The sequence below is a fragment of the Lysobacter sp. M2-1 genome, assembly GCF_022662495.1.
Classification (GTDB): domain Bacteria; phylum Pseudomonadota; class Gammaproteobacteria; order Xanthomonadales; family Xanthomonadaceae; genus JAKPBU01.
The window spans coordinates 1751217-1763379 of the sequence record NZ_JAKPBU010000001.1 but is presented as its reverse complement, the minus strand read 5'-3'; the positions used below and the strand labels follow the sequence as shown (position 1 = coordinate 1763379).

Genomic DNA, 12163 nt, shown 5'->3' with positions numbered 1-12163 from the left:
AACGGCCTCCTCTTGACTCTACAGCCAACACTCCGCGGCGACGCGTTTCAATCCTGGCTCACTTCGCTGCATGGGCGTGCGACGGAGTCCTAGAAGCTTTGGAGGATTCTGGCATCTTCTCGTATATCTCGATCACAGGGCCATGGCCTTCATGGAAACGCTGTACCAACCTGGCCTTGAACATGCGCTCGAATGCGCCAGGCTTGCGTGTCTCGGCGGGTGACAAGCCTGCGCCGCCCAACCAGGGCTGGTAGGCCTGCGGCGTTGTAACGATGAACAGACGCCTGTTGTCAGCCGGCATCGCGCGTATAGCGGTCAGGGATTTGACCTCCGCGGGGGCGAAAAGACTTGCCGCCAGGTCCAAGAACGGCACCTGTCCCCTCTGTCGGGTGGGTACGGACACGGATAGTGATCCTGGCCTGCAGTTGTACCAACACACCCCAAAAGCCTTGACTGATGAAGGCAATTCAAGCGACATGCGTGACAGATCAATCCGAAATTCCGGGCGGCCCATGTTCCACATGTACTTGCGGCAAGGCCGAGCGTCGTTGGGAAGCGCTTCGCAGGCGACAACCTTGGCCGGATAGCAGCGTTCACCCGCACACAGGCGTGGGGCGGGTCCGCTGCCATCGGAATCGACCCGCAGCCACATAGGGGGCACCTGCCCCATGCCGGCGAAATCGGCATACTCGACCGTGTACAACTGCCTGCGGAATGCTTTGTGAAGCGATTCGAAGCCCTCGCGATAGAAGATGAATACCCGTGAGAAATCGGCGGCGGCCTTGTAGTCGTGAAAGGAATACGCCCGCGGCAATAGAAAGTTCTTCTCGTAGGCGTAGACCAAGCGTTCCCGGTTCGCAACGTTTACGTAGAGCCAACGCCTGGCATCTTCGGCATTGGTCGCTCTAGTGGGGGCCATCCGATTCTTTTGCAAATCCGGCAGCCGGGTCACGACCACTGAGAGCAGCCCCACGGCAACCAGCGCCTTCAGGACGGACGAGGCCACTGCAGATCGGGACCCCAGCGCCGCGATTGCGCAGGCCAGGCCAAACCAACCCGCGCCACGAAGGACGTCTGCGAACGGAATGAGCCAGTAATCGCGCGGAAAGTTGGAGAAAAAGAACGGCGCGACGCCAATCGCAACGCCCATAAGCAGGGGCGCGAAACGCCGCGGCCGCAACAAGCCCAGCCACATCGTCGCCGCAAAGACCAGCGCTAGCGGCTCAAGGGTTTTGGCGATAGCCCAAAGTCGAGATAGGCGTTCGGCCGGCCCAACCGCTTCTTGCGTGAACTTGGACCCGGAAAGGTGGACGTTGACAGCCGAAAAAATGCTGGAATAGTCGTAATGTGGCTGGAATACAATCATCGCCACGATCGACGTGACGCCAGCGACAAGCGCGGCGCCCATTCGCTGACGAAAATTAGCCGCCCCATCTCCTTCCGGCAACAGCAACAGTGCGACCAGCCCGAGGTAGGCCGCCGCCGAATACTTGCACGCGATGGCGGCGCCCAATGCAATGCCAAGCAGATAAGGAGTGTACTTCGTGCGCGGCGCGACCAGCAGGTAAAAGGCGATTGCCGTGAACAGAGAGACCAATGTGTCGGTACGCACATAGTTGGCGTATTGCCATGTGTCTGGCGCCAACAGGTAGTACAGGACCGACATCGCTGCGACCAGCCGCATCCCGGTAACTCTCGTTATGATCCGGGCGAACACCAACGCAGTCGCCACGTCGGCTAACGCATAGACGAACCGTGTGATCCGGTACGCTCCCCCACTCTCGAAGAGGAGGTACACCGCGTCCGCGTGGCTCGCGGCCGCCCCCATCGCTTGCAGGAAAATGGAGGATAGAGCCAGCGCAATGCCTGGTATGTACATCGCCAGGTGTCCGTAGCCAGGCGACCACTCAGGGGCCCAGCCGCCAGCCGCGATCGCAAGGGCATTCAGGACGACCTCGGACTCATCGACCTTACTTCCATTGAAAAAGAACACACTGCTGCAGACAAAGATCGTGGACGCGAGCAGGCCGAACACCCACGCGGCGGCGGAAAACCTGGCTGGGGGAGTTTTCGCGGTACTGATCAAGGCCATGGCTCGTCAGGGGCGTTGGTGCACGAATGCGGGGGCACAGGGTTTGCGGCTAGCGCAGCGTCGCGAGCACATCGCCGGCCGCATCCAACACTTCGTCGAGGGATTCGGCGAGCCCCGTCCACAGAGGCAAGCGCACCAGACGGTCGGCCGCGTCGTCGGTCACAGGCAGCTGCCCGGCGGCACGACCGAATCGCTGGCCCGCCGGCGACGAATGTAGCGGAATGTAGTGAAATACCGCGCCTACTCCCTTCGCCTTCATCGCCTCGATGAACGCTGTGCGCTGCTCCAGGCCACGCAACAGCAGGTAATACATGTGGGCATTGTGTCCACAGTGCTCAGGAACCACTGGCCGGCGCACTAATTCTTGGTCTTCGAAGGCCTGCGCCCATGCGTGGTAGCGATCCCACACCGACAGGCGCATACGGGTGATCTCTTCACCTTGCTCCAGCTGCGCAGCGAGGAATGCCGCAATGATCTCGCCCGGCAGATACGAAGATCCGACATCCACCCACGTGTACTTATCGACCTGACCACGGAAGAACTTGCTACGGTTCGTGCCCTTCTCGCGGATGATCTCCGCACGTTCAACGTATGCCTGATCGTTGATCAGAAGCGCCCCGCCCTCCCCCGAGATCACGTTCTTGGTCTCGTGGAAGCTGAGCGCCCCGAATGCGCCCAGGCTGCCTAGCGGGCGCCCCTTGTACGTAGAGAATATGCCCTGAGCGGCATCCTCCACTACCTTCAGCCCATGCCGTTCGGCAACGGCGGTGATCGCGTCCATTTCACAAGCGACTCCGGCGTAGTGCACGACGCAGATCGCCTTGGTCCGGGACGTGATCGCCGCCTCGACCAGCGATTCATCGAGATTCAACGTATCCGGTCGAACATCGACAAACACCGGAATCGCGCCCCTTAGAACAAAAGCGTTCGCCGTGGACACGAACGTGAATGAAGGCATGATGACTTCGTCGCCCGGCTGGAGATCGAGCAGCAGAGCCGACATTTCCAGAGCTGCGGTGCATGAGTGGGTGAGCAATGCCTTGCGGCAACCGATCGCACGCTCAAGCCACGTATGGCATTGTCTTGTGAATCGGCCGTCTCCGGAGAGATGACCGTTGGCGTGCGCCTGACTGATAAGCCATAGCTCGCGCCCGGTCATATAGGGTTTGTTGAATGGAATAGACATCAGAGACCGATCCCGTAGACCAATATTCCGACAAGGACGAACCCCATCCCGACGATCCTGCGATGGGTTGGCTTTTCGCCAAACATGCGCCAGCCTGCGAGTGCGACTAGGACGTAGGTAATGGCAGTACTCATGTAGACCGTACCGACACCGAACCCCTTGACAGCAAGATAGGTCAATGGAGGCGCGATGCCGAACAACACGATCGTGAGGCATAGGCTACGACGGCCATGCTCCATGCTGTATTTCTTGTAGGAGATCTGGGCTGCCGCGGTAGCGCCCAAGGCGCCGAGCAGCGAGAACAACGACAGCATCATCGTACTTGCCTCGCCGACTCGCCACGGTCGCGGATGACGCGCGCCGGTGCGCCGGCGACGACGGCGTAGTCGGGAACGCTGCGGGTGACGATGCTTCCGGCCGCGACGACCGCCCCTTCTCCCACATGGACACCAGGCAGGATCACTGCGCCCGCCCCGATCCAGCTGCGTGGACCGATGACGATGTCGGCACCGGTTTCCGTGAAATCAGGCGATTCGATGTCGTGGCCGGCGGCATGAAACCTTGCATGAGGTCCAATTCGCACGTCGTCGTGGATTACGACCTTGTTACCAGTTCTATAGCTCGGGTAAATCTCCACTCCCCGGTTGATACTCACCTTGCTGCCGATCTCGACCAGCCATGGAAATTTGATATAAACCCGCGCGTCGAAATATACGCCGCTTCCCAAGCGACCAAGCACAAACCGGTACCCTAGCCCCCGCAGAGGCTCGGGAAGGCAGCCAAGCAAAAGATAATAGGCGTTAAGCGCATAAAGGTACGCATGATTCGCCAGCAGCTTGCCATGCCATCGCATGTCGCTCGTCACGATGCCATGCTCCGTTCCGACAGCAGAACTACGACCCCAACCATAACCAGACCAGCGCCTGCAACCTGGGACGGCCCTACCGTCTCGCCGAACCACCATGCCATCGCCAGAATCCCCGGGAAAAACACGGCCGACGCCGGATAGGCGACACTCAGGGGGTAGCGCCGGTGCACCGCACCCCAAATCACGAACCGCACGACATTGAGCACAAGGACTCCGCCCAGCAGAATGCCGATCCAAGCATACCTGCCTGAGCCCAGGTCGGGAGCCAACTTAAGCATCAACGCGCTTCCCAGTTGCAAGCCGACGTTGAATAGCGTGAGCATCACCAGTAGCGCCACTGATCCAGGCTCCGGTCTCCCGCTACCAATCACGTCATCGGTCATGGCGACGCCGGTCCATCACCGGCTCCCGCGTCCCATCGCGCCAACTCGATCTCGCGGTTCGCTGGGCCAAGTGCATAGTGTTCAAGATACCCGGGGCGCACCCCAACGACGTTTTCGGTGAATTCCGAAATCGCGATGCGACGCGGCGGCACCTCAGGCGCGTAACCAAGCGCCTCCATTTCCGTCTTCGCGCATGCCTCGATGAAGCGCGCCTCGGCAGTGGAAAGCTTGGTCATCCACGCGCCGTCGCTGGCGGCGTCGACGTTGATCTTGTCGCCGAACGAGGAATTCCCCTTCCACGGCGCACCTCGATGGTCCCGCAACGGCGAATGCAGGAGCTGATCGGGGAACGAAGCTATCGACAAGGCAGAGGCGACCGCTTCGAGTACGGCGTCCGGTCTCGCAACCAGATCTTCATAACGAACCACGGTCGCGTTGTCAGTGCCCGCCATGGCCAACCAGGCCCGTGCGCTCTTCCGCCACAGGCGGACCAGCATCAGCAACGGATAACGGTCTCCAACCTGAGCCCGATAGCGGCCGTGGTTGGCGGACGCAATAACGGCACGCGGGTCGCGAACGATCAGCAGACAGTGGATGCCCTCACTGGTCATGGCCGGCAGGTACTCTTCGCATAGCACCTCCTTGGAACCAACCTGGCCCGCGTCGTCCCTGGAAAACCGGGTAGCCAGGCTGGCATGCAGGTGGGTACTGAGCCCGAAGAACCCGAGAGGCGCGGGCAAAGGCGGTGCCGAGAAATCGGCCGCGCCGCCACCTTTGCCGGTAGCTGCTCGGCTGATAAGCAACCTGAGTTCGTCGGCATCGAAGGTGCGTGACCTCAGCCAGGCCGCGAATCGGTCTGGCTCGTCGCTGGACGAATCCATGCCGTCGCCGAGCGGCAGCAGGCGATTCCAGCCCTGCTCCTCGAGAAACATCCTTTTCACGTCCACATAGAGTTGATGGAACGGTTGATATGCGACGAACAACTGCGGATGGTTTGTCAGCAAGGTCTGCAGTAGCGTGGTGCCAGACCGCAACATGCCCGTGACGAACAACTGGCCGGTCACAGGAATTCCTCGAACACGGGAGATTGCCCCATACGTGCTCTTTCGCTGACGATCCGGCCGATGTACTCGCCGAGGATACCCATACACATCAGGATGTTGCCCGACATGAACGAGACGAGTACCGCCAGCGTCGGCCAACCGGTAACTTTCGAACCTGTCAACAGTACGTCCAGCACCACGTAGCTCGCATAGATCAGGCTGGCGATGCTCAAGAAAGTACCCCAGGCAGTCACGAAGCGCAGGGGAATGGAGGAATGGTTGACGACCAGATACGAGGACAGCTTCAACAGCTTGCGCAAGGTGTACTGGCTGCGTCCGTCGAGGCGCGAATGGTGGGCGACATCGAGATTGCATATCCGGTCCAGCGGCACCGCGCCGAATATCAGTGCTGGCAGATATGCTTGCGCTCCTGAATAGGACGAAATCCCCCTCGCCGCGCGCGCACTCATGCATCTGTAGCTCGACAGCGACAACGAAGGGGGCTTGCCGAGAATCCGGCCGATCAGCTTCTGCACGGCGCCACTGGCGAGGTTGCGAAGAAAAGAATGCCGCTTTGCGCCTTCGATCCGGCCGATTACCAGGTCGTAACCATCGTCCAATTTGGCGATGAACCGCGGGATCTCCTCGGGCGGATTCTGCAGGTCGTCATCCAGTGTCAGGACATAGTCTCCGCAACAGCGACGCAATCCATGCAGGGTCGCGTAATGCTGGCCCATATTGCGCGCGAAACGGATGAGCTTGACTCGTTGGTCGATGCGCCTTATCTCAAGCATATGGTCAAACGTACCGTCGTTACTCGCGTCGTCCACAAGCACGATCTCCCAGCGCTCGGTCAACGCAGACAGAACGGCGCTCAGGCGCTGATATAGAACTGACAACATGGGCCCGCTGCGAAATACCGGCACGACGACGCTGATCGAACGGTTCATGTCGCCTTCCTTCGGGCATGCAGCATGTACTCGGACGCCTTCGAGCCGACGGAAGCAATGAGGTCGAGCACACTGACGTAATGGTCGAACGGCGGATGAAGCTGCGGGTACTCCGCATAGCCGTCGTAACTCATCCATTCGACCACCACGCCCGCCTCCGCGAACCGACTCTCGTCCAAGTAAGTCTTCGCCGCCGTACCCGAGAGATAATACGAAGCTCCGGCTTGGCGGCATATGTTCACCAACCGTTCGTTGCGGTCGCCGAACAGCTCGAATTCACCGGAATGCCGGATGCGGGTGCTGATTCCGATCAGCTCGCAGATTGCCCTGATCATGCGGACATTAGCTTGTGATAGAAGGCGATATGCGCCGAGTTCCTGAAACAATGGTTGCAGGGCCTCTGCGCAAAAGCCAATGTGAGGGGCTTTCGCATAGTTCTGCCGAAACGTCGACCAATGCTTTGAGAAGCAGGCTGAGTCAGCGATCTCGGTCCGCTCGATGGTCTGTTCCAAGCTCCGCTGGCGAACCGGGATGGTGAGCCACGCCTTGCCCCGTGGCGTCTTGATCTGATTGCGGTTTCGCCAGTCGTTCTTGGTGTATTGAACGCAATCATAGACGACGAATTCATCGACCGCCGCGATGATGTCGAAATACCCTTTCCAAGGTATGTAGTTGGACTGAAGGATGGCAATTCGCTTCATCGGGTCTCGCACGATGTAGCGGACGCGATCGCCTGCATCAGGGGCTCGGCCTGAACCGTGCGTTCGTTCCACAGATAGTCCCACGCATGACTCGCAATTGCGTCCACATCCAGTTCGCCAACCAAGATCCCCTGCAGCACCTCGAACCAGGCGTCCGCAGTGTTCCCGCATGCAAACGCCAGACCCCGTCCTGCTAGGCCACCGTAAGCTGGGCTGTCCGAGAGTACTGTAGCTATCCCCAGCGCGCTGTAGTCAAGGAACTTGATGTCCGACTTGCAAGTGTTGAATGGAGTGTCGGCCAGTGGAGCCAATCCGACATCGAAAGGACCTTGGAGCGCCAGCCAACGCACAAACCTTGCATAGTTGCCCTGGTTTCCGCGCGGTGTCGTAACCTGCAACCATTCCCGATCCGGCGGCCGACGCAACGCACCGATGACAGTCAGGCGGAACCGGCCGGGATGCGCTTCGTGCAAGCGATCGAGTGCCGGAAGGAGTAGCGCAAAATCAGCATCATGGGTCGCCGTTCCCATGTACAGCAGCTCCATCATGTCGCTGCTTCCCACGGATCGCCGCCGCTTGCGGTAGTTTCGCCAGAGACGCGGGTCCAGATTGTTGCGGAATACTCGTCCGCGCGCGCCCACCTCAGGGTAGACGCTTTGCAGATGCTCGGTCGAAAACCAAACCTGCCTTGCCTCGCCCATGAGATAACGCAGCGACGTATCCTTGACCCGATAATCGTCGGCTTCTGGGTGCGACGGATCGAGCAATGCAAGCGCATCGTCAATGTCAACGAAGAGGGCCGCACCCCGCTGCTGTAGTCGGTCCACGAGTGCTTCGGCCGCATGCGGATCACCGATGGCGGTGCGCTGGACGACCCAAGCTTCGCACTCCTCCCCGGCGGGGTCGTCCACCCCGTCGAGCACCACGATTTCGACTTTCCCCAACGCCTCATCCGTGGTCAGCGGAGCGAGCAGCCGAATGTAGCCCGAACTGGTGGGTCCATACCTGCCTTTCTGCATGAGTACGCCTACGCGAGTGGGCTCGGGCGAAAACCTGAGCTCGGCGGTACCGTCGTTGCCGGCATGCACTTTTGGCAGACCAAGAAAGACAAGAATATCGTTGCAGATCTGCATGACCCGCGAATCGAACGAATGCTGCCGGGCTACATCGGCCGCAAGCCCGCGATCGGGCCGACCTTCCGTACCGTCCATTTCCAAGAGCGCGCGAGAAAGCGACTCCGCCGAATCCACCTCGTACACGCCATTGGTGAATATTTTCGAGATTGCAGGCACCGGATCCGAGATCAAGCGTCCGCCCGCGGCCAGAACATCGAACACGCGGTTGGACACGAACCCGAAATCGCGCATCGAGTCCCAATGGTCGTTGAGTACAGCCTTGGCGGAAGCATAATGCTCGCCGAGCAGACGGTTATCGATGTTCTCGCCGGCAATGCGGTCCTCGTCGATGAACTGCTGCCAGCGACTGCCGTAGACCTTGACTCTGGCACCAGATTCTACCGCCCAACGAACGATGCGCCGATATTCGTTGCGTGAGTTTCCCACGAATATAGCGTCTTCATTCGCGGCAGCGACGCTAGTAAGACAGAAGCGATCAGTGTCGGTGCATTGCAGGAGCGGCCGCACTGGACTTGACACTATCTGGTTGAGAAGCCTCGGGTACGACAAGGAAGCAACGTACGCGATGTCGTACGCATCGTATTCGTCATAGGCAACCTGGTCGGGGTGGCTGATGTTCCACAGGATGTTGATTTGCCCCGGCCTGGGTTCGTAGGCGGTGAGGCCACGAAGTACGAGTACCACCTGGTCGTGGCTAACCGGTCGGTCGTACCAGTTCCCGAGGAAGTCGATGACTACCGTATGGCCCAGACGTTCAAGGCTGGTTTTGAGCGACTCCGCAAAATGAAAGTCGCCCCACTCCTGGCGCTTCTCGAACGGGGCGGGGATCTTAATGGCAAAGCGCAGCCTCAAGTCGGTCGCGATCGCCTCCGGCGTTGGGTCTTCGAGCCTGTTCTTGGCTTGGACAACGCTGCGGTATGCCAGCGGCTGCGATACCGAGATGCGCGAGGTGTCGGCGTTGCTGTTGCGGTAATAGCATCCAACGAAGGGCGCGTAAGCAGGCGATTCGGCCTTGGTGTAACGAAGGATGAGGTCCCAGTCCACCATCCTCCGAAGGCTTTCGTCGAATGGGCCATTGAGCTGGTACAGGGTCCGGTCGTGGCAGAACGCATTCAGGTCGACGTAGTTCCCCTTGATGCATTCGTTCCAGTCGAACGGCTCGCCCCGGTAGCCTGCGACGGCACCGTCGTCGTCTTGAACGGCGATGGCGCTGTACCCGCACCGGCGCCCGACATGCTTGAGGTAGACCACCATCGAACGCAAGAAATCTGGTGCCCAACGATTGTCGGAATCCAGATAGAAAATCCAATCACCCTCTGCATTCGCCAGCCCAGTGTTGCGCGCCGCGCTGACACCTCTGTGATGCTGGCGGAAAATACGAATCCGTGAGTCTGCGGCAAATGAGCCGACCACATCGAAAGTGTTGTCGCTACTGCCGTCGTCGACGATCAACAGCTCCCAGGACGGATGCGTCTGCGCCAGTACCGACTCGATTGCCGTTCCGATCATGCCACCCCGGTTATAGGTTGGCATGATCACGCTGACCTTACATGCCTCGGAGTCTCCGACAAGCTTGGCGATGCATCCGAGGAATTCCTCCTGAGCATCGAAGTCGAAGCCTGCGAACATCCGTTTTGGCGCGCCGTCGAGCGTGGCATTGGCTAGCGATTCCAGGTGCTCGGCGGGATCCCCGACCGGTACTCGCTCCAGGGGATGGCGAATCCGTCCCTCGCGGATCCCATGTTGGAGGTAGTGGAGGAGCGGATTCTTTCCTGAGGCCGCAATGTCCGGATACTCGCGAAGGTACCGGGGGCCATCAAACAAGGGGCCTGGAGAACGGCCGATAAGAGCTCCAATTCGCAGATAGTGCTCAACCGGATCCATTCCCACCATCGCTACGTCGCGGTAACGTGCCCTATACCAGCTGTCGTCCACAAAACCGGAGGCGACGATCTGCTTACGAAGCAGCGCTGTACATGGAACCGAAAGCACGGTCATGTGCGACTCTGCCCCTCCGACGACCTGTTGACGATGAAATGGACCAATGGATTCATGCCCGACTGTGCGACATGGGGATTCTTTGCCAGATAGCTTTCCACATCGAAGCCCGGCGCGGGATTGCGGCGCTCAACGGCACCGAACCGCAGAAAGTGCTCGATGGGGTCCATCCCGCTGGCTGCGACATCGGGATAGGTCTCCAGGTACCACTGGCGGTCAAACAATCCGGAACGGGAGACGATGTCGATTTCTTTAGCCGGTGCACCATGCGGACGATTTGGTCGTCCGCCAAAAAGGGCGCGAATGGGCGCCGTGATCCGCCAGGACCGACTGTTTCGCATGCGCGCCAGTGACTCGTGCGCTGTATCGCGCTCCGTCCTGCATTCGGACAAATCAGCGTTCGCTGCCTCTAGATCCTTCCGTGCAGATTCAAGTGCCGTTTCACGCTCGAGCAGCACTTGTGTGAGCATGGCCAATTCTTGGAATCTCGTCTCGGAGTTCTGCTCCGCCTCTGAGCGGGCGGCCTCGCTTTTCTCCAACAGGCGCGAGTGATCGGCTTGTTCTGCTTTTGCTTTGGCAATGGCTTGCTCTAAACGCGACTCCGCGGACGCGTTGGCTGCCGATAGCGTCGCGACTCTGGACTGCAGGGACTGGAGTTCCCGCTCTTGCCCGGCTGCTTTAACGAGGCTGCGCTCTAGCTCTGCCTGGAGCTTGCCGATCTCCATTCTGGCAGCGGCGGACTGCTGCTCGACGAACATTGCCTGGGCTTGCAACTGGCCGATGCTCATCAGCTCTGCAGTGAGTCGCTCCTCCTTACGTAGCAGGCTCGCCTCGAGCTTCGCAACGGACTCGCGCAGCGATTTCGCCTCCTGTTCGCGTGCCGCTACTTTTTCTCGCAGGGCGACGTCGACCGATTGCGGCATGGCTTGGCTCTTCGGAGTGGGGTCCATAGGCGGCAACGTCGACTCGTAGTGCACCAGTTGCTTGACGCTACCCGCCGGAAGCTTGAGCTCCAAATGCGGGAGGCCGTCCTTAAATCGCCCGAAGAGCCGGACCTGTTCCGCGCCGTCGTTTTCGTTCACGTCGATGCTCGATTCGCGTTCCCGATAGAGATCCGTGCTTACGAACGCATCTATTTCTTGCTTGCCTGGCAACCTCAAACCGGCAACGCCGAGGTCAGCAAGCTCCTTGTGAAGGCGTGCAATTTCCTGTGCGGGCTCCAGTACCAGCTGTCTGTGCGTGACAAGGACGCCCGGCAAATGCCTTGACATCGCAACTGCGGATCTGACGTGTTTCTCCCACAACGCCAGTCCCGCGGCAATTGGAATACCGTTGCGCGTACGCAGGCTAGCAGCGACCTCCACCGGGTGTCGGATGATGTGGATGGCTATGGGCACTTCAAGCACGCGCAGCCACAGCGGAAGCAGGATGCACAAGCGCGGCTCCTTGAGGAACCAAGGACGATGGGCATCGAGCTCCAGCACCAATCGCGCCGCCCGCTGGGAGAACTCGCTGACGATGGATTCCGGCAGGTTATCCACGTCGAATCGGGCCAGCCGATTCCAGTCTGCGCCAACGGAATGCAGGACCCAGTCGTTCAGGGCGCGCACATCGCGTCGCTCCCAGAAGCCCTTTGGATTTTCCTGGTTCGAGCCCGTGCTGACCCCTTCCGGGCCAAAATATCCACCCATCAGGTTCAGTACCCGTGCGAGCACGGACGTGCCCGATCGATGCATGCCAAGCACGATCATTTGCATGTCGTCATTTCCCCGCGTATCCGCGCGCCGAACCGAAGCCCGCCGCCGA

The 12163-nt window shown here is 59.9% G+C and carries 10 protein-coding genes; all 10 read right to left on the bottom strand.

Annotated elements, in window-relative coordinates:
* Positions 1–58 precede the first annotated feature (58 nt).
* The 10 genes from MC375_RS07700 to MC375_RS07655 are packed head-to-tail and all read right to left on the bottom strand — an operon-like array spanning position 59 to position 12114.
* Positions 59–2092: a hypothetical protein gene (locus MC375_RS07700; protein ID WP_242102697.1), complete on the bottom strand. Its 2034-nt coding sequence runs from the start codon at positions 2090–2092 to the stop codon at positions 59–61.
* Between the two features lie 49 nt (positions 2093–2141).
* A complete protein-coding gene (gene rffA, locus MC375_RS07695) occupies positions 2142–3278 on the bottom strand; it encodes a dTDP-4-amino-4,6-dideoxygalactose transaminase (protein WP_242102696.1) in 1137 nt (378 codons plus the stop codon).
* Positions 3278–3595, bottom strand: coding sequence for an EamA family transporter (locus tag MC375_RS07690; RefSeq protein ID WP_242102695.1), 318 nt, complete (start codon positions 3593–3595; stop codon positions 3278–3280). The genes rffA and MC375_RS07690 overlap by 1 nt, the downstream gene beginning before the upstream one ends.
* Entirely contained in the window at positions 3592–4143 is a 552-nt protein-coding gene (locus MC375_RS17700; protein WP_343223593.1) for an acyltransferase, read from the bottom strand. The genes MC375_RS07690 and MC375_RS17700 overlap by 4 nt, the downstream gene beginning before the upstream one ends.
* Positions 4140–4529, bottom strand: a complete 390-nt coding sequence (locus MC375_RS07680; protein WP_242102694.1) for a hypothetical protein — start codon at positions 4527–4529, stop codon at positions 4140–4142. The genes MC375_RS17700 and MC375_RS07680 overlap by 4 nt, the downstream gene beginning before the upstream one ends.
* On the bottom strand, positions 4526–5593 hold the full coding sequence (locus tag MC375_RS07675) for a sulfotransferase (RefSeq protein WP_242102693.1): 1068 nt from the start codon (positions 5591–5593) through the stop codon (positions 4526–4528). The genes MC375_RS07680 and MC375_RS07675 overlap by 4 nt, the downstream gene beginning before the upstream one ends.
* Positions 5590–6522, bottom strand: coding sequence for a glycosyltransferase family 2 protein (locus MC375_RS07670; RefSeq protein ID WP_242102692.1), 933 nt, complete (start codon positions 6520–6522; stop codon positions 5590–5592). Before MC375_RS07670 ends, MC375_RS07675 begins: the two co-directional genes overlap by 4 nt.
* Positions 6519–7223, bottom strand: a complete 705-nt coding sequence (locus MC375_RS07665) for a WbqC family protein (RefSeq protein WP_242102691.1) — start codon at positions 7221–7223, stop codon at positions 6519–6521. Before MC375_RS07665 ends, MC375_RS07670 begins: the two co-directional genes overlap by 4 nt.
* Complete coding sequence (locus MC375_RS07660) at positions 7220–10357, bottom strand: glycosyltransferase (RefSeq protein WP_242102690.1); 3138 nt, start codon at positions 10355–10357, stop codon at positions 7220–7222. Before MC375_RS07660 ends, MC375_RS07665 begins: the two co-directional genes overlap by 4 nt.
* Positions 10354–12114, bottom strand: a complete 1761-nt coding sequence (locus tag MC375_RS07655; protein ID WP_242102689.1) for a sulfotransferase — start codon at positions 12112–12114, stop codon at positions 10354–10356. The genes MC375_RS07660 and MC375_RS07655 overlap by 4 nt, the downstream gene beginning before the upstream one ends.
* Between the last annotated feature and the right edge of the window lie 49 nt (positions 12115–12163).

Excerpts from the sequence above, each read along its gene's own strand:
- MC375_RS07680 (WP_242102694.1), bottom strand. The coding sequence starts at position 4,529 with ATGACCGATGACGTGATTGGTAGCGGGAGACCGGAGCCTGGATCAGTG.
- MC375_RS07670 (WP_242102692.1), bottom strand. The coding sequence starts at position 6,522 with ATGAACCGTTCGATCAGCGTCGTCGTGCCGGTATTTCGCAGCGGGCCC.
- MC375_RS07665 (WP_242102691.1), bottom strand. The coding sequence starts at position 7,223 with ATGAAGCGAATTGCCATCCTTCAGTCCAACTACATACCTTGGAAAGGG.
- MC375_RS07690 (WP_242102695.1), bottom strand. The coding sequence starts at position 3,595 with ATGATGCTGTCGTTGTTCTCGCTGCTCGGCGCCTTGGGCGCTACCGCG.
- MC375_RS07660 (WP_242102690.1), bottom strand. The coding sequence starts at position 10,357 with ATGACCGTGCTTTCGGTTCCATGTACAGCGCTGCTTCGTAAGCAGATC.
- rffA (WP_242102696.1), bottom strand. The coding sequence starts at position 3,278 with ATGTCTATTCCATTCAACAAACCCTATATGACCGGGCGCGAGCTATGG.
- MC375_RS07655 (WP_242102689.1), bottom strand. The coding sequence starts at position 12,114 with ATGCAAATGATCGTGCTTGGCATGCATCGATCGGGCACGTCCGTGCTC.
- MC375_RS07700 (WP_242102697.1), bottom strand. The coding sequence starts at position 2,092 with ATGGCCTTGATCAGTACCGCGAAAACTCCCCCAGCCAGGTTTTCCGCC.